Below are 19302 nucleotides of genomic sequence, written 5' to 3' on the forward strand. Positions count from 1 at the left end.
ACCTGGTGTCATCGGCCGTTCCCTCGCCACGGCCGCAAGCTGCCGAACGGACGCGTATCGTCGAGCCAGTAAACCACCGGCAGTATCAGCCGCTGCAACGCCAGCACGGCGGAGGCCGCGAGCAGCGCCGGCAATGAACCGGCCGGCACATCCCGCTGGACGTAGCGGCGGGCACCGGCAAGGTCGATGCGGCCGAGCTGCAGGACGTCGTCGCCCCTGGCATAATCGAGCTCACGCGCGCACCAGGCGTTATATTGCTCGTCGCGATGTTTGGGTGCGGCTTCGAACGTTTTCTTCAGCGCGTCCGATCCACCGGTATAGGCATTGGTGATGACAAACCGCGCCTCGTCAAACCCGGCATCCTCACCCACACCGAACACGGCGCGATGACGGGACATGATGCCGCGTGCCAGTTGCAGATGCGCAAAGCTCTGGCGTGAGTCCGGATGGGGCGACGGAAAGACATCCGAAAAGGTCTGGCTGACCATGCCGACGACCGACGGCACCTGGGTGACGTTCGATATCCATTTCGGACGCAGGCCGTCGCGGGCAAACAGAACGAGCGCCGTCAGGCCGTACAGCACCCAGGAGAGCCCCTGCCCCCGCTCATCGGGATCGACCATGACGAGGCCGAGATGCGTGACCTCCACCGGCTCGCCGTCGAGTTCCACCTTCATGACCGACAGCGCGTTGAAGGCAATCGGCCGGCCCGTTGCTTGCTCCGAGATCAGCGTGACGATGGCGCGCGACAGCCGTTCGCGCTCACCGGAGAAGATGCCGTAGGTTAGGCTCTCCTTCGGCAGGGTCTTGGCCGCCACGACGCGCAGTTGCGAGACCAGCTCGTCGAGCTCGGCTTCGGAAAGCGACAGGCCGGGGGCCTCGACGATTCGCGTGATCAGCCCGGTATGGGTGCGCAGGGTGAGATCGATGGTGGGCTGGCGCAGTGCCTTCAGCCAAAAGAGGCCATATCCGCCCAGACGTGTAGCGGCGGAGCGCACCTGCCCCAAGGCGTGACGGATCGCCGAATTGTCGCTCCAGACAGACGCCATGCCGCTTTCCCCGCTTGGGGGCGGATTTGTGCGCCGGGGCCCGTTAAGGAGCCATGAGCGCGATATGTTGCGATTGCCGCAGGGTAAACGATGCATTGAACGGCGGCATCAAATAATTCGTGACAGGAAACGGCGGCGCGGGATGCTGACCAGGTCAAGCCTTCCTGCGACGGTAATAGTACGTGAGCAGCGAGCACGCACCTGTATTGAGCGCTCCGATGACTGCGATTGGAATCAGCGTGTGCAGCGGCGGCGTCATCTGGCCCCCCAATTGGGCTGCCAGGAAAAGGACGAGACCGACGGCAACGGCCGCCCCGACGATCGCGGTCAAGGGCGCCCTCAAGGAAATTGGCGCAGCCCAGGCCAGAACTCCATCAACGATACCGGTGATCGCACATACAACCAGACTGAACAAAAACGCTATCGAGACGCCGAAAAGATCGGCGGCGTATCCGCGGATCGCAATGGCCACCACTGAAAACGCTATGAGCACTCCGAGGACGGGGCCCAGAAATAAGAACACGAGCGCTCTTTGCAGCGAAGTCGGACGCCCACGGCCGTCGTCATTTTCAGGAGGAGGCACGGACATTCCCTTTCAGTTTGCTTTGTCCGGTAGCGAGTTGCTGTTTCTGGTGAGGGCGAAGGCGGACAAGCGAACGACGGATGCCGTAACATCCGCCGTCCGCCCTCGCCAGCACCGCGCCACAGGTTACGCGGCTTTGGAAACTTCCATCAGCAGCCGCTCTGCCTTGGCATCTTCGATGCGGTTCACCAGCTTGCCGCTTTCGTGCATGTCGCGCACGGTTTTGGTCAGGGTGACGCAGGACTGCACCAGCATGACGATGCCCATTGCGAGATAGCCCTTGATCCAGAGATCGAGCGGCAGGAAGAACACGCCGACGGCGACCATGAAGGCCGAGGCAGCGAACGAAATGTAGGTGAAGGTAACCCAGGCACCGCTGTGGGGTTGGACGTTCTGGTTCATGATAATCTCCTGTTGGTATGGGTTTTAATCGATCGAGTTCAGTGTCAGGCAGCTTGCGTGCGTTTGGCGTTCAACCGCGCGAGCACGTCGTCCGCGGTTGATTTCAGGCGTGGCCCAAAGCCCTGTTCGGCGAGCTTTTCGGCGGTCGCCTGCGGTCCGGTGGCGGCATCGAGCTCGATCAAGGCATCGGCGGCGGCCTGGGCCTCGATCTGGCGCTCACGCAGCCGCCTGAGCGTGTTCTCCGCTTCCGGCAGCGTGGATTCGTAAGGGCGCGCGGCTTCGACGCCGCCCCTTCGCAGCGCGCGAACTGCTTCCGACGCGCGAGCGATGCGACGGCCGCGATCAAGCTCGGTAATTCGCGCCTCGGCGTTGGCGACTTGGCGCTTCATGCGCGTGATTTCAGACGCAAACAGCGTCCGCGCGGTCATCGCGGCATCGCGGTCGGCCTCGAGATTGGCGATTGCCTGCGCCGCTTCGCGGGCGAGGTCTTCCCTTCCGCCATCGAGCGCGGCGGTGGCGCGGACTTCGAGGTCGGCGATACGGGCGTTGGTGGCGTCGAGACGGCGACCCTCCTGCTGGTCGCCCGCGATCGCCAGCGCCAGCGAGCGCTTGGAACGTTCGACCGCCGCGGCGGCGTCGCGCATCTGCTGGTCGAGAATGAGCAGCGCCGCGCGGTCTTCCAGTTCTTCTCCCGCGGCAGCCACGCTGCCCCGGAAAAGCGTCAAAACAGTTTTGAACATTGGTGGCTCCCTGTGCTATGAGCATTGCTCATGAAAAGGTTATAGCACAGTTTGAGCGCTGCTCAAGAATTATTTTGAGCATCGCTCAGGATCGGAAAGTGATGTCTAAGGCACTGGAAAGACGAGCCAAACTCCGGGAATCCCTAATCGAAGCGGCGGAGCGACGGATTGCCGCAGGGGGTCTGGCGGGGCTGAAAACGCGCGATCTGGCGCGGGACATCAGCATCGCCAACGGCGCGGTCTACAATCTCGTCGAAGACGTGGACGAATTGATCCTGCGGGTCGGGTCGCGCACGTTGGCGCGGCTCGACGCCACGCTCACGGCTGCCGAAGCCGATGGGCCGCCCTCCCCTCGTGAAACGCTGGTCCGCATCGCGGTCGCCTATTGCGATTTCGCCGCCGAGAATCTCGAACTGTGGCGCGCGCTGTTCGAGCATCGGATGGCGCCGGGCAAGCCGGTGCCGGATTGGGCGATCAGCGAACAGATGGACCTGTTCCGCCATATCTACCAGCCGCTTGCCACGCTGTTTCCAGCGCGAACGCAGGGCGAATTGGGCGTGACGGCACGCAGTCTGTTCTCCGCCGTGCACGGCATGGTGCTGCTCGGGCTCGAGCAGAAACTGATCGCGGTGCCGGTCGAGGCGTTGCGCAAGGAAATTGCGACCATCGTGCGCGCGATGGTCGATGGGCTGACCGGCAAGCCTGGTTAGATCTCGAAGAGAATGTAACGGTCAGTCGCGGTCGTGCTCCGGCAGGCGTTTCCAGGGGTCTTCGCCTCTCGGGGGCTCACCAGGGCCGTAGTTCTCGACGATCAAATCTTCGAGCCAGATCGCGCCGTGCGGACTGGCGACGCGCTTCGAGCGCAATGCGTTGGTCCAGTTGCACACCTCGGGTTGATAGTACACATAGCGACTGCTCTTCGCCACGATCGCGAAGAAGAGGTAGGCGCGGCCCGGTTCGAAGTAAAATTCGCAATCCATGTCCTTGTAGACATCCAGCAGCTTGACGCGGGCGGCCAGTTTGTCGGCCCCTTTCCAAACTCGATCGACGTCCACGGTCCAGGTATGGTCCTTCACTTCCGTCACCCTGCCGGTGAAGACGTATTGAGTGCGTGCGAAGCCCTGGGCAGGCGAGATTGTATCGCACGCGCAGGCATGCGCGATGTCGGCTCCCGCCGCCGACAGACACAGCAAGCCGACAAGCCACGCGAGAACCTTCAAGGACGACCGGCACAAGATGTAATGGGTCATATCCACCTCCCTCGAAAAGGAGTCGAGCCAAAGGTGCAGGCCGGCATGTCGCGCCGCGGTCGGCTCAAGATGCAGCGCAATCGGCTACACCTCTACAATCACGTAACTGTCCTCGACATGCACCGGAAACGTCTCGGCCACATAAGGCCCCTTCTGCAGCTCCTCGCCGCTTTCGACCGCGACCGGATAGGAGCGCACCTTCACCCGCTTCGGATCGAACCAGGACTGGCCGTTGCGCATATCGAATTCCCAGCCGTGCCACGGGCAGCGCAAGAGCTCGCCGACGCGGGAGCGCTCATACACGCCGGGCTCCGGCGAGGTCAGGCGCGCGACGCAGGCGGCCTTTGCCAGCGGCGCGCCCTCGTGCGGGCAGCGATTGAGCAGCGCGAAGAATTCGCCGTTGACGTGGAACACGACGATGTCGCGGCCCTCGACGCCGAACACCTTGTTGCCGCCGGGCGGGATATCGGACGTGCGGGCGACGATGTGGCGGGCCATGTGATCCTGTCGTTACTCAGAGCTTGTAGAGGGCGCGCGCATTGCCATTAAAAATCTTGCGGCGCTCGGTTTCGGTCAGCGGCGTCTTGAACGCATAACGCGGATCGTCGAAATCCCAGTGCGGGTAGTCCGACGAGAACAGCAGGCGATCGGCGCCGACCCATTCGATCAGCGAGCGCAGATGTTTTGCTTCGTCCGGCTCGTCGATCGGCTGCGTCGTGAACCAGAAATGCTCCTTCACATATTCGGACGGACGGCGCTTGAGATGCGGCACCTCGCTGCGGAACGCCTCAAAGTGCCGGTCCATGCGCCAGGTGGCGGATGGAATCCAGCCGAAGCCGCCTTCAATGAAGACGATCTTCAAGTTCGGGAAACGCTCTGGCACGCCTTCGAGCACGAGGCTGGTGAGCTGCGCGGCCATGGTGTGCGCGTTCGACTGGTGCTCCTCGACGTAATACGACGGCCAACCGCCGCCGGTCGGCGCATGCCCGCCATAGCCGCCGACATGAATGCCGAGCGGCAGGCCGAGCTCCTGCGCGCGGGCATAGATCGGCCAGTAGCGGCGGCGGCCGAGCGGCTCGTTGGCGCGCGGGCAGACGTTGATCTGCACATAACGGCCGATCTTGGCGCAGCGCTCGATCTCGGCGATCGCGAATTCTGTATCGTCCTGACCCGCGAGGATCGACGCTTTCAGCCGCGGCTCGCGATCGGACCAGAACGCGAGCTGCCAGTCGTTGATGGCACGCTGGATCGCGGCGCCGAATTCCAGATTCTGCTGGGAGAAGATGAAGAGGTCGAGCACCTGCAAGATGCCGTACTCGATATCGAGCGGATCGAGATGCTGCTTGCGCATGAAATCGAGATCGGAGCCCGGCGGCCCGCCGGTCGGCGGCCAGGCATCGCGGCGCGCGATCAGCGGCGAGGAACGCGGATAGGGCGTGGTGCCGATATAGGGCGTGCGCAGATGACTGCCGTAGGTCCGCAGATGCTCCTGCCAGCGCTTCGGCATGAACTGTTCGATGTCCGAATGCGCATGAATGCTCGGATGCACATCGCAATCGATGATGCGCAGCCGGCTTTGCGCGGCGACTTCCTCGGCGAGGATGGGACGGTCGATGACGTCACTCATGCGATCCTCCGTGTGTAGACTCTTTGTTTGAGCATGATCTTTTCGGAAAACCGGTGCCCACTTTTCCGGATCATGCTGTATTCACGCGGCGAGCTTCAGCCGCGGAAAGGTCTCCAGCGGATTGTCGGCGCACATACGCGAGACAATGCTGGCGGGCAGATGCGGCGGCATCGGATCGTCGCCGTCGAACTGCCAGTGCGGATAATCGGATGCGAACAGGAACATCTTGTCGGAGCCGATCTGCTCGATGACGTCGGCAACGCCGGCCGCATCGGGCGGACCGTCGAACGGCTGCATGGTAACGCGGACATGGTCGCGGATGATCACGGCCGGCTCGCGCTCGACCCAGGGCACCTCGACGCGGACGCCGCGCCAGGTCTTGTTGGCGCGCCACATGAAGGCCGGCAGCCAGCTCACGCCCGACTCCATCAGCACGACCTTGAGATCGGGGAATTTGCCGAACACGCCTTCGTAGATCAGGCTCAGCACCTGGGCCTGGAATGCCTGCGCTTCGGCCAGATAATATTCGTAGCGATAGGACGGCCAGCCGATCGAACTCGGCGCGGTGCGATAGGCGCTGCCGGCGTGGATCGCGACCGGAAGTTTGTGTTTTGCGGCGGCCTGCCAGACCGGCCAGTAATGCCGGCGTCCGAGCAGCGTTTCGCCCTGCGCCAGCACCAGCACGGAGACGAAGCGATTGTCGCTGGCTCTGCGCTCGATTTCTTCCACCGCCAGATCCGGCGCCTGCAAGGGCAACACGATCGAGGCGCTCAGCCTTGAATCCTTCGAAAGCCATTCGGCTGCGATCCAGTCGTTGATCGCCTTGCAGAAACCGGCCGCCATGTAAGGATCGAACACCGCCTGTGCGCCATAGACCACGTTGCAGATCGCATGGCTTGAACCGAGCTGGCCGAACGCGCCGCGCTGCACCATCTCGAGATCGCTGCCCGGCTTGCCATTGGCCGGCCGCCAGTCGGCGCGGCCGGTGAACGGCATGTTGGGGGGATAGGAGTTGAGATCGAGGCCGTCGATGGCGCGGCTGACGACCTGCTCTTTCCAGTGATCGTCGAGATAAGGCAACAGCGTGGTGCGGGTGCCGCCCACGGCGGGATGGATGTCGCAGTCGATCCGCGTGGCCGCCATCAGGGTTCCTCGGATATTCGTCACGGCGATCTTGGTGTCGCACCGACAAATGTGCCGCCGATGCTCGGTCGGGGCAAGCGCTTAACTTGAGGGGCCGCCCTTCCCTGGATGCACGGCGGCGCTACGAGGTAAAGGAAGAAACGCCCGCGATTGACAGGCCAATCGATCCCAACCCAAATGTCTGCCCAAGAAACGGAAACGAGGCGGATCGCGTGGCTGGCAACGAACAAGAGAATTACGAATGCGACGCGCTGGTGGTGGGCTCCGGCTGTGCCGGAATGTCAGCAGCGGTCACCGCGGGGCATCACGGGCTCAACGTTCTCATCGTTGAAAAGGAGCCGCGCTTCGGCGGCACCACTGCCCGCTCCGGCGGCTGGCTATGGATCCCCGGCACTTCGCTGGCGAAGGCGTGGGGCATCGAGGAAAGCCCGGAGCAGGCGCGGACCTATCTGCGCCACGAGGCCGGCAATAGTTTTGATGCCGCGCGCGTCGATGCGTTTCTTTCGGCCGGTCCCGCGGCGGTGGACTTCTTCACCATGAAGACGGCCGTCCAGTTCGACATGCCGCTGACCTTTCCGGATTACCACGCCGAAGCTCCGGGCGGCGCGCAGGGCGGTCGCTCGATGGTGACGCGGCCGTTCGATGGCCGCGAACTGGGCGAGCATATCAAGGATCTCGGCAATCCCCTCCCCGAACTCACCGTGTTCGGCATGATGCTGGGCTCCGGCAAGGAGATCATCCATTTCATGCGGGCGACCAAATCGCTGACTTCGGCGATCTACGTCGCAAAACGCCTGTCGAAGCATCTGATGGACGTGATGCGCCACGGCCGCGGCATGACCTTGACCAACGGCAATGCGCTGGCCGGGCGGCTGGCGAAATCCGCGTTCGACCTGAAAATTCCGTTGTGGCTGTCCTCGCCGGTGCACGAACTGATCGTCGAGGACGGCGCGGTGCGCGGCGCGATCGTCGAGCGCCATGGCAAGCTGGTGCGCATCATCGCCAAGCGCGGCGTGGTGCTCGCCTGCGGCGGCTTTCCGCATGATGCGGCGAGGCGCAAGACCATGTTTCCGCACGCGCCCACCGGCGCCGAGCATTTTTCGCCGGGCCCCGTCGGCAACACCGGCGACGGATTGCGCCTGGCGGAGACCGCCGGCGGCCGCATCGAGGATACGCTGCCGAACGCGGCGGCCTGGGTGCCGGTCTCGATCACCGAACGCAAGGACGGCTCCAAGGGCGTGATGCCGCATTTCATCGATCGCGCGAAACCGGGCGTCATCGCGGTGATGCGCGACGGCCGGCGCTTTGCCAATGAAGGCAATTCGTATCATGACTTCGTGCAGGCAATGGTGAAGGCTGCAAAGCCTGGCGAGGAGATCACTGCGTTCCTGCTGTGCGATCACCGCGCGCTGCGAAAATACGGTCTGGGCTGCGTGCCCCCGTTTCCGATGCCGCTGCGCCATCATCTCGCCACCGGCTACCTCAAGCGCGGCGCAACGCTGGCTGAACTGGCTGATAGAACCGGCATCGATCGACAGGGGCTCGAAGCGACGGTTGCCGAGTTCAACGCCTCGGCCGCGGAGGGGCGCGATCCTGCGTTTGGCAAGGGATCGCGCGCCTATAACCGCTACCAGGGCGATGCGCTGCACGGGCCGAACCCCTGCGTCGCGCCGATCAAGGACGGACCGTATTATGCGATCAAGCTGGTGGTCGGCGATCTCGGCACCTATGCCGGCATCAAGACCGATGTGCATGCCCGCGCGCTCGACGAACACGGCCAGCCGATCGCCGGCCTCTACGCCGCCGGCAACGACATGGCGAGCATCATGGGCGGCAACTATCCCGGCGCCGGTATTACGCTCGGCCCCGCGCTGACGTTTGGATACATCGCGGGCAAGCATCTCGCGGGCGGGGCTGCGCGCTAGAAATGTCCGGAGCTGGAACGAACCTCGATGGAATCGATTGTCTCGAATCGAACCGGAGACCGTTCCATGCGTGTGCTGCACCTTTGCGCTGCCATCGTCGCTTTGAGCTTCGTTCCCGTCCTCGCCTTTGCCGGCGACGCCGAATGGCGGCGATACGTGATCGCGAGCACCGGGACCAGCGTCGACATGCCGGTCTCGATCTTCACCGTCGACGCCGGACCGCCGGAAGGCGGCACAGGACGGCGCTTTTTCACCGACGACCGCCGCGCCGACCTGACGGTGCAGTCCGTTCCCAACCCCGACAACGATTCGCCCGCCACGTTCCTGGCCAAGATGCGGCCGCCTGCCGGCATCATCTACAGACGGATCACTTCTGATTTCTTCGTTGTGTCCAGCATTCGCAACGACCGGATCTGGTACAACCGCTGCAACCGCGGCAACAGCACCCTGAACTGCGTGATGATCAATTATCCCGTCTCCGAAAAACGCCAGTGGGACGACGTGGTTACGCGGATAAGCCATACGCTGCGAAGCTAGCGCGCCCGTGACCGGATCTTAGGCAATCGGGAAAAACAGCAGATCTATTCCGGCGCGGGGAACCGTCCAGTGTGCGCTGCGTTGCAGATGGTCCGCATCAGTAACCGCGAGGTTGTTGTCGTGAATCGCAGGGATTTCCTCGCTGTTTCTGCGTTACCATTGGTAACCAGCACGGCATCCAGGCTTTTGTCCACCGCCCATGCCCAGCCTGCGCCGTTCGATCGATCCATCGTCCGGCAAATGGCGCGCGACCTCGCAAGCAAAGCCTACACGGCGCCAAGCGAGAAGTTGCCCGACAATCTTACCAATCTCGATTACGACCGTTATCGGGCGATCCGGTTTTTGCCGGACCGCGCGCTGTGGCGCGGCGAAAAATTGCCGTTCGAGGTGCAGTTTTTTCATCGCGGATTTTTCTACAAGAACCGCGTCGATCTCTTTGAGGTGAAGGACGGCCAGGCGACACCAATCGCCTACCGGCCTGACCTGTTTTCATTCGGCGAGCTGGCGCCGCCCGGTCCGGCAGTCGATCTCGGCTTTGCCGGCTTTCGCCTTCATGCGCCGATCAACAAGCCCGATTATTACGACGAAGTCTGCGTCTTTCTCGGCGCAAGCTATTTCCGCGCCGTTGCCAAAGGACAATTGTACGGCCTTTCGGCGCGGGGGCTCGCCATCAACACCGGCGAAGCCAAGGGCGAAGAATTCCCGTTCTTCAAGACGTTCTGGATCGAGAAGCCGGCGCAGGGCGCCAACTCCATCGTCGTGCACGCGTTGCTCGATAGCGAGAGCGCCGCCGCGGCCTATCGTTTCACCATCCGCCCGGGCGACACCACCGTGTTCGACGTGGAAATGGCGATCTATCCGCGCGTCGATCTGCAACAAGCCGGCCTCGCGCCGATGACCAGCATGTTCTTCTTTGGGCCGAACGACCGCAAGGACGTCGAAGACTTCCGTCCGTCGGTCCATGATTCAGACGGCCTGGCGGTTTTCAACGGCCGCGGCGAGGAGCTTTGGCGGCCGCTGCACAACCCGCGCGACCTTCAGGTCTCTTCGTTTGCCGACCTCAATCCGCGCGGCTTCGGCCTGATGCAGCGTCAGAAGGATTTTTCCGCCTATCAGGACCTGGAATCGAATTTCGAGCGCCGGCCAAGCCTGTGGGCGGAGCCGATCGGCGATTGGGGTGAAGGCGAGGTGAAGCTGCTCGAAATCCCGACCAACGAAGAGATTCACGACAACATCGCATTGTTCTGGCGCCCCAAAACGCCGTTGCCGGCCAAGGGCGAGCACACCTACACCTATCGTTTGCACTGGGGGCCGGATGCGCCAAAGTCGACGTCACTGGCACGATTTTCCCGGACGGGGATCGGCACACGAGGCGGCAACGCTGCGCTCTTCGTGCTCGACGTAACCGGTGAGCGGCTGAAATCGGTCGATCCGAAAAGCTTGCGCGGTGCCGTAACGGCCGAGAAAGCGAAGATCCAGAACATCGTTACCCAGCCAAATCCGGCGACAGGCGGCTGGCGATTGAGCTTCGAGTTGTTGAAGGAAAAGACCCCGGTCGAACTCCGCGCATCGCTCATGCAGAACGAGGAGGCGGTATCGGAGGTCTGGGTTTATCGATGGACACCCTGACGAAAGCCGGCGGTTCGCCTGGAAAGCGGGATATCCCGCTGACCGATTTCCTTCCTCCGGAATCGCCGACGGATATGACGGTGCAGGCGCTGCGGCGGTTCGAGCCGCCGCCGGCGCCAGATTTTGCGCCGCTGTGGATCCGGCGCGCCTTCGTTCTGACCGGCACGGCGATCCTGACCGCGGCAGGCTGTTATGAGATGTACCGGGTGCTCCGGGTCGGCGGTGTCACGGTCCTTGAGTCGATCATCCTTGCGCTGTTCGTGCTGCTGTTTGCATGGATCGCTTTCTCCTTCATGTCGGCGCTTGGCGGTTTCTTCGTGCTGCTGATGAGAAGGAAGGATGAGCTCGGCATCGACGCCAGCGCGCCTCTGCCCGCGATCAAAAGCCGCACCGCGATGCTGCTGCCGACCTATAATGAGGATCCTTATCGCGTGCTGGCGAGATTGCGGGCGATCTACGAATCCGTCGAGCAGACCGGACACGGCGCGCAGTTCGACTGGTTCGTGCTGAGCGACACCACCGACACCGCGATCTGGATCGCCGAGGAAAAATGTTTTCTCAAGCTTCGGCAGGACGTCGGCAGCGCCGCAGCAATCTTCTATCGCCACCGCCCTGAGAACATCGCGCGCAAGTCGGGCAATATCGAGGAGTGGGTCAGGCGGTTCGGCTCCAAATATGAATGCATGCTGATCCTGGACGCCGACAGCTTGATGACGGGCGACAGCATCGTTCGGCTCGTTGCCGCGATGGAGGCGCATCCGAAGGCCGCGCTGATCCAGACGCTACCGGTCATCGTCAATGCAAGATCGCTGTTCGCGCGCTGGCAGCAATTCGCAGGCCGCCTGTACGGTCCGATGCTGGCCGCGGGGATCGCATGGTGGCATGGCTCGGAAGGCAATTACTGGGGCCACAACGCCATCATTCGCGTCCGCGCCTTTGCGCAACATGCAGGGCTGCCCGAACTCAGCGGACGCAAGCCGTTCGGCGGCCATATCATGAGCCATGACTTCATTGAGGCAGCGCTGATGCGGCGCGGTGGCTGGGCCATCCACATGGCACCGACGCTCCGCGGCAGTTACGAGGAATCTCCGCCCACACTTTCAGATTTTGCCGCGCGCGACCGTCGCTGGTGCCAGGGCAATCTGCAGCATCTGGCGCTGCTGCCGACCCGCGGCTTTCACTGGGTCTCGCGGCTTCATCTGCTGACGGGGATAGGATCATATCTCACCGCGCCGCTCTGGCTGATCTTTCTTGTTTTCGGAATCCTGGTCTCGTTGCAAGCACAGTTCGTACGGCCCGAATATTTTCCGAAAGGATATTCGTTGTTTCCGCAATGGCCGGCGCAGGATCCGGTCCTGGCAGCATGGGTATTTGCCGGCACGATGGGAATGCTGATCGTGCCGAAGCTATTGGCCTTCATCGTGCTCCTTGCCGATCGCGACACGCGCAGGAAGTTCGGCGGCGGCCTGCTGGTGTTTGCCGGCATCGGGGCCGAGACAATCCTTTCCGGTTTGACCGCGCCTGTCATGATGATCTTCCAGTCGTCCGCTGTCGGCGAAATCCTATTCGGGCGCGACGCAGGATGGCAGGTTCAGCGCCGGGACGATGGCGCGGTCGCGCAGCGCGACATCATCAGCACCTATTCGGTGCCAACATTGATTGGCATCGCCATGGCCATCAGCGCCTATGCCGTGTCGCTTTCGTTGCTGCTGTGGATGACGCCGGTGATCCTCGGGCTGTTGCTTTCCATTCCGATCGCGATGCTGTCGTCGTCGCCGGGTGCAAACCGCAGGTCCGGATTGTTCAGAACCCCCGAGCAGACGGCGCCGCCGCCGGTGCTGGCGCGCGCCAATGAGCTCGCGGGCGCGCCGCATTCGTCGCTCCCCTGCCCGCTGCGCGAATTGCTCGACGATGCTCGCCTGCTCGAAGCACACCTGAACAACCTCTCCGGACAAAAGCCGCGGAAGCGCGGCGACGTCGATCCGCATCTCGCGATCGCGCGCGCGAAGATCGAAGATGCCGAAACGTTCGAGGAGGCGGCGGGGTTTCTGAGCCCGCGCGAGAAGTTCGCGGTGCTCAATGCGCCGGCGGTTCTTACAGGCTTGTTGGCGTTGCCCGATCATCGAGCGTGAGACGAACTCCTTCCGAAGTTTTCCCTCATCATTGCAATCTAGAGTGGGTGATCGACCGGGATGAGGCTGGCGGCCGTCCAGTCTTGGCCGGCACGGCAAATCTGCTAGACTGCCCGCCAGCGAGGCGAAAAAATGGAAACGCCTGGACCCGAGCGAAGGCTCGCAGCAATCCTTGCCGCCGACATGGTCGGCTTTAGCCGGCTGATGGAGGTCGACGAGGCAGGGACCCTCGCACGCCTGAAGACCCACCGGCTTGAACTGATTGATCCGGCCATCGCCAAGAATCGCGGTCGCATTATCAAGACTACCGGCGATGGCCTGCTGGTCGAATTCCATAGTGTTGCCGACGCAGTGCTGTGCGCCGCCGAAGTCCAGCGCAGGATGATGCGGCGCAATGCCGACGTGTCGCCGGCACGGTGGATTCAGTTCCGCATCGGCATCAATCTGGGCGACGTCATCATCGAGGAAAACGACATTTTTGGCGACGGCGTCAATGTCGCGGCGCGGCTCGAGGTGCTCGCCGAGCCGGGCGGCATATGCGTCTCGGGGGCGGTGCGCGACCAAGTCGGTGATCGGCTCGACGAGATCGCATTTGAGGATCTCGGCGAGCAGAGCGTCAAGAATATCAGCCGCCCGATCCACGTCTTTCGGGTGCGGCTTGAGCCAGCAACCACAGCGACCGAGAGTGGCAAGGATAGCTCGGCGGCGACGTCCGTTACCAGAAAGCCGTCCATCGCTGTGCTTCCGCTGGTCAACATGAGCGGTGATCCGGAGCAGGAATTCTTTGCCGACGGCCTCACCGAGGACATCATCACCGAACTGTCGCGCTTCCGCGACCTTCTCGTCATCTCGCGGAACTCGACCTTCGTGCACAAGGGCAAAGCCGTAAAGGTGCAGGAGGTCGCGCGCGAACTCGACGTCGAATATGTCCTGGAGGGCAGCGTACGCAAGGTCGGCGATCGCGTCCGTGTCACCGTGCAGTTGATCGACGCGCAAACCGACCGGCATGTCTGGGCCGAACGCTATGATCGCAAGCTCGAGGATATCTTCGCCATCCAGGATGAGGTGACCGGGGCGATCGTTGCCACGCTTCCCGGCCGCGTCGAGGCCGCCACGCAGGAACGGGCGAAGCGCAAGCGGCCGGACAACATGGCAGCCTATGAATGCGTGCTCGCCGCCAAAGTCCTGCACCACCGCTCACGGCGTGAAGACAATGCGCAGGCCCAGATCCTGCTCGACCGCGCCATCGCGCTCGATCCGAATTATGCGCACGCCCACGCCTGGAAGGCGTGCGTGCTGGGCCAGACCTGGGTCTACGGATGGTGCGAGGATCGCGACGCCACCTTCCAGCAGGTAGCTGACGAGTTGCAGATTGCGCTGGCGCTCGATGACAATGACAGCGACGTTCACCGCATCCTGGCCGCCGTGAACTTGACGCGCGACGATCATGACAGGGCGGCCTACCATCAGGAGCGGGCACTCGCGCTCAATCCCAACTACGATATCGTCGTGGTGCAGCAGGGCGAGTTTCTGACCTGGCTGGGGCGGCCGGAAGAAGGGATCGACTGGATCAAGAAGGCGATGCGCCTCAACCCGTTCCACCCCGAGCGTTTCTGGAGCCACCTCGGTCGCGCGTATTATTGCGCGGAGAAATTTGCCGAAGCCGCAGAGGCATTCGCGCGGATCACGCGGCCCGACTTCACCCATCACGCCTTCCTCGCCGCCATCTTCGCGCAGATGGGCGACGCCGTTGCGGCCGGCGCGCATGCCGCAGAGGTCGTGAAGCTCGAGCCCGGCTTCTCGGTGACCGCCTATCTTGCGACCCAGCACTACAAGCATGAGGCCGATCGGGCGCGTCACGAGGCGGGCCTGCTCAAGGCCGGATTACCGGCGTGAGGTTGCGACTAGCAGTCCATCTTCGCTTTCACTTTGTTCAAGCTGCGCCCGACACGCTTCGACCTGACGGTCTCCGCGTGGCTTGCCGAGCCGTAGCTTGCGAAGCAAGCGAAGGCTGGTGGGCGCGACAGGGATCGAACCTGTGACCCCTACCATGTCAAGGTAGTGCTCTCCCGCTGAGCTACGCGCCCCGGAATGGGATGACCTGTCATCCCGCTCCAGCTTTATTCGTATTGGGTGGGGTCCGTATATCGGCTCCAAAGCGCCCGGGCAAGGATGCTCGGGACTAATTTCTGGTGCCTTTTCGAACGAAATAGCCGCCGAATCAGGCCGCCAGCATCTTGTTCACTTCGCTGACCAGTTCGCGGAGGTGAACCGGCTTGGCCAGCACCTTGGCGTTCTTGGGTGCCTCCGAATCGGAATTCAGGGCGACCGCGGCAAAGCCGGTGATGAACATGATTTTGATGTCGGGGTCGAGTTCCGAGGCGCGGCGCGCCAGCTCGATGCCGTCCATTTCGGGCATCACGATATCGGTCAGCAGCATCTCGAACGGCTCCTCGCGCAGCCGCTGATAGGCCGACATGCCGTTATCGTGGGGCGAGACCTGAAACCCGGCGTTTTCCAGCGCCTTGACCAGGAAACGTCGCATGTCGTTGTCGTCTTCGGCGAGGAGGATCTTGTGCATGGCGGTCAGTCGTCGAACCTGGCTTGGAGGATCATTGCGCCCACTAAGCCCGACAGAGGGTAAATTTCGGGTGAAAGGTAACGGCTTCTTGGCGGCAGCGGGCGGTGCTATTTTTGTAGCGGCGCGCATCAGGATCGATCAAGGCGGCGCTTTTCAGGCGTTTACGACACCTTCCAGAAGAACCGTGGCTTTTTTCGCTTGGCAGAATGATTACGATTACGGACAATGCATCCTTACAATACCCGCCCTTCCGGCAGAATTGGTCGCATGACCGGCCGGCCGAGGGGAAATGCGGACATTCAAGGGACGGCGCCCGACGATGACCCAGTTTGATGGCGAACTGTCGCCTCCCTTCGAGATCGTGGAGCCGGAGCGCTGGCGGGCGCCGATCATCTTCAACTCGCCGCATTCCGGCTCGGTCTACCCGTCCGAATTCCTCAACGCCTCCCGAATCGACCTCGCCGCGCTGCGCCGCTCCGAGGATTCGTTCATGGACGAATTGATCGGTGGTCTGAGCGACCAGGGCTTTCCGACGGTGCGGGTCAATTTCCCCCGCTCCTATGTCGACGTGAACCGCGAGCCCTATGAACTCGATCCACGGATGTTCACCGGCCGCCTGCCGAGCTTTGCCAATACCCGCTCGATGCGGGTGGCCGGCGGCCTCGGCACCATCCCGCGCGTGGTCGGCGACGGGCAGGAAATCTATCGCGAGCGGCTTTCCGTCGATGACGCGCTGAGGCGGATCGAGGCGCTCTACAAGCCGTACCACCGCGCGCTGCGGCGGCTGATCAACAAGGCCCATCAGGCGTTCGGGACCGTGATCCTGGTCGATTGCCACTCGATGCCGTCGGTCGGCGTGTCCAGAGACGAGCCGCGGCGGCCCGATATCGTGATCGGCGATCGCTATGGCACCAGTTGCGCGAGCCTTTTGCCCGATGTCGTCGAGCACATCATGAGCGGGCTTGGCTATTCGATCGGCCGCAACAAGCCCTATGCCGGCGGCTTCATTACCGAGCACTACGGCAACCCTGCGAGCGGCCTGCACACCGTGCAGCTCGAACTCAACCGTGCGATCTACATGGACGAGCGGCGCAGGGAGCGCAGCCCGCGCTTTGCCCAGGTGGTCACTGATTTCGCGATGTTGGCGGACGCGCTGGCACAGGTGCCGCTCGGCGACCTCGGCCCGTTCCAGGCGGCGGCGGAGTAGAAGTCAGATTGTCATTCCGGGATGGTCCGAAAGGACCAGGCCTCAGATGCGCAATTGCGCATCGGGGAATCTCGAGATTCCAGGATGCGCGATTGCGCATCTGAGTTCGCTTCGCGCCCCGGAATGACGTCTACCCCAAAAGAAAAAAGGGCCGCTTGAATGAACAAGCGGCCCAAGTCTAGGGAGGAAACGCCCAAGGAGGGCAGCGATAGCGCGAGGCGCTACCGCACCGCAACAATATGCGACCGCGCTGCACAAAAGGCAAGGGTTTTCGGATCTCTTCCGGTGCAAACCGGGTCAGTCTGGCCAATCGGCAACACCGGCGAGTATTGTCTTTTAGCTAAACAATATCAAGCACTTAAGGCAAGGGTCGCGTCAGTTCCGTGCTTATTGCAGTGCTGGTATGCCAAAAATCGCAACTTCGTGATGGCCGCGCTAACCAAAAATCCACGCCTGAAACGAAGCCTTTTCGAAAGCCGATTCGAAAGTCCGTTGGCAAGACGAATGGGAATAACGTGCCGTTGGCGATGCGCGGCAGCCCGGATTGGGCTAGGCAAGAGACGGCATTTCTAGTGCGGTAAGGGACAGCCGTGACGGTCATCGATTTTACAGCGTTTATCGGGCGCCTTGCTACCGCTTCGGGCGAGACCATCCTGCCGTTCTTCCGAACCTCACTCTCGATCGACAACAAGAGCGCCAGCGATTTCGATCCGGTCACCGAGGCCGACCGCGCCGCCGAGGCGGTCATGCGCCGCCTGATCAAAGCCAATTTCCCCCAGCACGGCATCGTCGGCGAGGAATTCGGCAACGAGCGCGAGGATGCCGACTATGTCTGGGTGCTCGATCCCATCGACGGCACCAAATCGTTCATCGCGGGATTTCCGATCTGGGGCACCCTGATCGCGCTGCTGCACAAGGGCACGCCGGTGTTCGGCATGATGCACCAGCCCTATATCGGCGAGCGCTTTTCCGGCGATAGCGGCTCAGCGCATTATTCCGGGCCATCCGGCGAGCGCCGGCTGACGGTGCGCCGCTGCGGGTCGCTGAACGAGGCGACCTCCTTCACGACCAGTCCGCTGCTGATGAACGCCGCCGACCGCGAGATCTTCGGCCGGGTCGAAAATGCGGTGAAGCTGTCGCGCTATGGCGGCGACTGCTACTCCTATTGCATGCTGGCGGCCGGCCATCTCGACCTCGTGGTCGAGACCGAACTCAAGCCCTATGACATCGCGGCATTGATCCCGATCGTCACCGGCGCCGGCGGCGTCGTCACCAATTGGGAGGGCGGACCCGCCCAGCGCGGCGGCCGCATCGTCGCCGCCGGCGACGCCCGGGTGCACGAGGCCACGCTGAAGTTGCTGAATAGCTAGAGACGGCTCCACCCAGCGTTTGGTAAGGCGCGCGCGTACCGACGAACTGCTGCTTTGCTCCCGCTGCAATCGACGGGACCTTGTATTGAGCGCTTCATCGCGTACGATGCCCCGAACACGCACGTCAGATGCGGGATCGGGAGCACTCATGAGACCGCTGAGCAAGCTGCTTGCCGGACTGGCGCTGCTGCTGCTGTTGCCGACGCTGTCCTCAGCGCAGGATTTCCCGAGCAAACCGATCAAGCTGATCGTGCCGTTCCCGGCCGGCGGTCCCAACGACATCATCGCGCGGCTGGTCGGCCAGCGCATGTCGGAAATCACAAAGCAGCCGATCGTGATCGACAATCGCGGCGGCCAGGGCGGCGTGCTCGGCACGGATGCGGTCGCAAAGGCGGCGCGCGACGGCTACACGATCGGCATCGTGAGCGCGAGCGCGCTGGTCATCAACCCGGCGATGGAAAAGGTGCCCTACGACGTGGCGAAGGATTTTGCGCCGGTCACGCTGGTGACGACGGTGCCGGAGATGCTGGTCGTCGCCAGCAACGTGCCCGCCGGCGACATGAAGGAACTGATCGCGCTCGCCAAGGCACAGCCTGGAAAACTCAATTTTGCATCCGCCGGTGTCGGCGGCATGCCGCACCTTGCCGGTGAACTGCTCAAGCAGACAGCCGGAATCGACATCGTGCACGTGCCCTACCGGGGCGCCGCGCCCGCCATCAACGATCTGCTCGGCCAGCAGGTGCAGATGGCGTTCCTCGATCTGCCGGTGCTGCTGCCGCATATCAAGGCGGGCAGCCTGCGCCCGATTGCCCTTGGCGCGCCGAAACGTGCGTCCACCTCACCTGAGGTGCCGACCACCGCGGAAGTCGGCATGCCGGATCTCCTGATCGAAAACTGGTACGGCATGATCGCGCCGGCCGGAGTGCCAGAGGCGATCGTCGCCACCCTGAACCGCGTCGCCAATGAGGCGATGAATGATCCGCAGGTGAAGCAGAAGCTTGCAGATCAAGGCCTGGCAGTCGCCGGCAACACGCCGGGGCATTTTCGCGACTACATCGGAACCGAGGCCCAAAAGTGGGCGCGCGTCATCAAGGCTGCCGGCCTCGCCACCGGCAAGTAACGCCGAG

At 62.8% G+C, this 19302-nt stretch carries 19 protein-coding genes and 1 tRNA gene; 10 read left to right on the forward strand and 10 right to left on the reverse strand.

The annotated features are described in order from the left end of the window. Nucleotides 1–8 precede the first annotated feature (8 nt). The 4 genes from V1278_RS33680 to V1278_RS33695 form a co-directional block, all read right to left on the reverse strand. Nucleotides 9–1049 carry a hypothetical protein gene (locus tag V1278_RS33680; protein WP_334383686.1) on the reverse strand — a complete coding sequence of 347 codons (1041 nt, stop codon included), beginning with the start codon at nt 1047–1049 and terminating at the stop codon, nt 9–11. 154 nt (nt 1050–1203) lie between these two features. Then, nucleotides 1204–1572, reverse strand: a complete 369-nt coding sequence (locus V1278_RS33685) for a hypothetical protein (protein ID WP_334383687.1) — start codon at nt 1570–1572, stop codon at nt 1204–1206. 186 nt (nt 1573–1758) lie between these two features. Further along, on the reverse strand, nt 1759–2034 hold the full coding sequence (locus V1278_RS33690; RefSeq protein ID WP_028350439.1) for a YiaA/YiaB family inner membrane protein: 276 nt from the start codon (nt 2032–2034) through the stop codon (nt 1759–1761). Between the two features lie 44 nt (nt 2035–2078). After that, nucleotides 2079–2774, reverse strand: coding sequence for a PspA/IM30 family protein (locus V1278_RS33695; protein ID WP_334383688.1), 696 nt, complete (start codon nt 2772–2774; stop codon nt 2079–2081). A gap of 101 nt (nt 2775–2875) precedes the next feature. Between V1278_RS33695 and V1278_RS33700 the strand changes: the two genes are divergently transcribed. After that, nucleotides 2876–3484 (forward strand): TetR/AcrR family transcriptional regulator, encoded by a 609-nt coding sequence (locus tag V1278_RS33700; RefSeq protein ID WP_334383689.1) that lies wholly within the window; start codon nt 2876–2878, stop codon nt 3482–3484. Nucleotides 3485–3505: 21 nt separating this feature from the next. Here V1278_RS33700 and V1278_RS33705 read toward each other — a convergent pair whose 3' ends face one another. From V1278_RS33705 to V1278_RS33720, 4 genes are all read right to left on the reverse strand, one after another. Continuing rightward, the gene (locus V1278_RS33705) at nt 3506–4024 is read right to left on the reverse strand and encodes a hypothetical protein (RefSeq protein WP_334383690.1); all 519 of its coding nucleotides are present in this window, start codon (nt 4022–4024) and stop codon (nt 3506–3508) included. Nucleotides 4025–4108: 84 nt separating this feature from the next. Next, nucleotides 4109–4522 carry a Rieske (2Fe-2S) protein gene (locus V1278_RS33710; RefSeq protein WP_334383691.1) on the reverse strand — a complete coding sequence of 138 codons (414 nt, stop codon included), beginning with the start codon at nt 4520–4522 and terminating at the stop codon, nt 4109–4111. A 16-nt stretch (nt 4523–4538) separates the two neighbouring features. Next, nucleotides 4539–5651 (reverse strand): amidohydrolase family protein, encoded by a 1113-nt coding sequence (locus V1278_RS33715; protein WP_334383692.1) that lies wholly within the window; start codon nt 5649–5651, stop codon nt 4539–4541. Nucleotides 5652–5732: 81 nt separating this feature from the next. Beyond that, nucleotides 5733–6794: an amidohydrolase family protein gene (locus V1278_RS33720; protein WP_334383693.1), complete on the reverse strand. Its 1062-nt coding sequence runs from the start codon at nt 6792–6794 to the stop codon at nt 5733–5735. 212 nt (nt 6795–7006) lie between these two features. Between V1278_RS33720 and V1278_RS33725 the strand changes: the two genes are divergently transcribed. The 5 genes from V1278_RS33725 (at nt 7007) to V1278_RS33745 (ending at nt 14913) form a co-directional block, all read left to right on the forward strand. After that, nucleotides 7007–8719, forward strand: a complete 1713-nt coding sequence (locus V1278_RS33725) for an FAD-dependent oxidoreductase (RefSeq protein WP_334383694.1) — start codon at nt 7007–7009, stop codon at nt 8717–8719. Nucleotides 8720–8785: 66 nt separating this feature from the next. Next, nucleotides 8786–9256 (forward strand): hypothetical protein, encoded by a 471-nt coding sequence (locus tag V1278_RS33730; protein WP_334383695.1) that lies wholly within the window; start codon nt 8786–8788, stop codon nt 9254–9256. A 120-nt stretch (nt 9257–9376) separates the two neighbouring features. Then, nucleotides 9377–10885: a glucan biosynthesis protein G gene (locus V1278_RS33735; protein WP_334476068.1), complete on the forward strand. Its 1509-nt coding sequence runs from the start codon at nt 9377–9379 to the stop codon at nt 10883–10885. Next, nucleotides 10873–13017: a glucans biosynthesis glucosyltransferase MdoH gene (mdoH, locus tag V1278_RS33740; protein WP_334383696.1), complete on the forward strand. Its 2145-nt coding sequence runs from the start codon at nt 10873–10875 to the stop codon at nt 13015–13017. Before V1278_RS33735 ends, mdoH begins: the two co-directional genes overlap by 13 nt. A gap of 132 nt (nt 13018–13149) precedes the next feature. Then, nucleotides 13150–14913, forward strand: a complete 1764-nt coding sequence (locus V1278_RS33745) for an adenylate/guanylate cyclase domain-containing protein (RefSeq protein WP_334383697.1) — start codon at nt 13150–13152, stop codon at nt 14911–14913. A 116-nt stretch (nt 14914–15029) separates the two neighbouring features. Here the strand turns inward: V1278_RS33745 and V1278_RS33750 are convergent. Continuing rightward, a tRNA-Val gene (locus V1278_RS33750) sits at nt 15030–15104 on the reverse strand. Between the two features lie 134 nt (nt 15105–15238). Continuing rightward, nucleotides 15239–15598, reverse strand: a complete 360-nt coding sequence (gene cpdR / locus V1278_RS33755; protein WP_027539837.1) for a cell cycle two-component system response regulator CpdR — start codon at nt 15596–15598, stop codon at nt 15239–15241. Between cpdR and V1278_RS33760 the strand changes: the two genes are divergently transcribed. The 4 genes from V1278_RS33760 (at nt 15597) to V1278_RS33775 (ending at nt 19295) form a co-directional block, all read left to right on the forward strand. Then, nucleotides 15597–15869, forward strand: coding sequence for a hypothetical protein (locus tag V1278_RS33760; RefSeq protein WP_334383698.1), 273 nt, complete (start codon nt 15597–15599; stop codon nt 15867–15869). The two genes, cpdR and V1278_RS33760, sit on opposite strands and share 2 nt — an antisense overlap. A gap of 48 nt (nt 15870–15917) precedes the next feature. Then, a complete protein-coding gene (locus tag V1278_RS33765) occupies nt 15918–16805 on the forward strand; it encodes an N-formylglutamate amidohydrolase (RefSeq protein WP_334383699.1) in 888 nt (295 codons plus the stop codon). Between the two features lie 590 nt (nt 16806–17395). Continuing rightward, complete coding sequence (gene hisN, locus V1278_RS33770) at nt 17396–18175, forward strand: histidinol-phosphatase (protein ID WP_334383700.1); 780 nt, start codon at nt 17396–17398, stop codon at nt 18173–18175. Nucleotides 18176–18323: 148 nt separating this feature from the next. Continuing rightward, the gene (locus V1278_RS33775) at nt 18324–19295 is read left to right on the forward strand and encodes a Bug family tripartite tricarboxylate transporter substrate binding protein (RefSeq protein WP_334383701.1); all 972 of its coding nucleotides are present in this window, start codon (nt 18324–18326) and stop codon (nt 19293–19295) included. Nucleotides 19296–19302: the final 7 nt, after the last annotated feature.

This window comes from Bradyrhizobium sp. AZCC 1577, from assembly GCF_036924575.1.
GTDB lineage: Bacteria > Pseudomonadota > Alphaproteobacteria > Rhizobiales > Xanthobacteraceae > Bradyrhizobium.

What these genes read in the sequence shown, in the direction of transcription:
- V1278_RS33680 (WP_334383686.1), bottom strand. Translation starts at nt 1,049, where the DNA reads ATGGCGTCTGTCTGGAGCGACAATTCGGCGATCCGTCACGCCTTGGGG.
- mdoH (WP_334383696.1), top strand. Translation starts at nt 10,873, where the DNA reads ATGGACACCCTGACGAAAGCCGGCGGTTCGCCTGGAAAGCGGGATATC.
- V1278_RS33710 (WP_334383691.1), bottom strand. Translation starts at nt 4,522, where the DNA reads ATGGCCCGCCACATCGTCGCCCGCACGTCCGATATCCCGCCCGGCGGC.
- V1278_RS33700 (WP_334383689.1), top strand. Translation starts at nt 2,876, where the DNA reads ATGTCTAAGGCACTGGAAAGACGAGCCAAACTCCGGGAATCCCTAATC.
- V1278_RS33760 (WP_334383698.1), top strand. Translation starts at nt 15,597, where the DNA reads ATGGCGGTCAGTCGTCGAACCTGGCTTGGAGGATCATTGCGCCCACTA.
- V1278_RS33705 (WP_334383690.1), bottom strand. Translation starts at nt 4,024, where the DNA reads ATGACCCATTACATCTTGTGCCGGTCGTCCTTGAAGGTTCTCGCGTGG.
- V1278_RS33690 (WP_028350439.1), bottom strand. Translation starts at nt 2,034, where the DNA reads ATGAACCAGAACGTCCAACCCCACAGCGGTGCCTGGGTTACCTTCACC.
- V1278_RS33695 (WP_334383688.1), bottom strand. Translation starts at nt 2,774, where the DNA reads ATGTTCAAAACTGTTTTGACGCTTTTCCGGGGCAGCGTGGCTGCCGCG.
- V1278_RS33720 (WP_334383693.1), bottom strand. Translation starts at nt 6,794, where the DNA reads ATGGCGGCCACGCGGATCGACTGCGACATCCATCCCGCCGTGGGCGGC.
- V1278_RS33715 (WP_334383692.1), bottom strand. Translation starts at nt 5,651, where the DNA reads ATGAGTGACGTCATCGACCGTCCCATCCTCGCCGAGGAAGTCGCCGCG.
- V1278_RS33775 (WP_334383701.1), top strand. Translation starts at nt 18,324, where the DNA reads ATGAGACCGCTGAGCAAGCTGCTTGCCGGACTGGCGCTGCTGCTGCTG.
- V1278_RS33765 (WP_334383699.1), top strand. Translation starts at nt 15,918, where the DNA reads ATGACCCAGTTTGATGGCGAACTGTCGCCTCCCTTCGAGATCGTGGAG.
- cpdR (WP_027539837.1), bottom strand. Translation starts at nt 15,598, where the DNA reads ATGCACAAGATCCTCCTCGCCGAAGACGACAACGACATGCGACGTTTC.
- V1278_RS33745 (WP_334383697.1), top strand. Translation starts at nt 13,150, where the DNA reads ATGGAAACGCCTGGACCCGAGCGAAGGCTCGCAGCAATCCTTGCCGCC.
- V1278_RS33730 (WP_334383695.1), top strand. Translation starts at nt 8,786, where the DNA reads ATGCGTGTGCTGCACCTTTGCGCTGCCATCGTCGCTTTGAGCTTCGTT.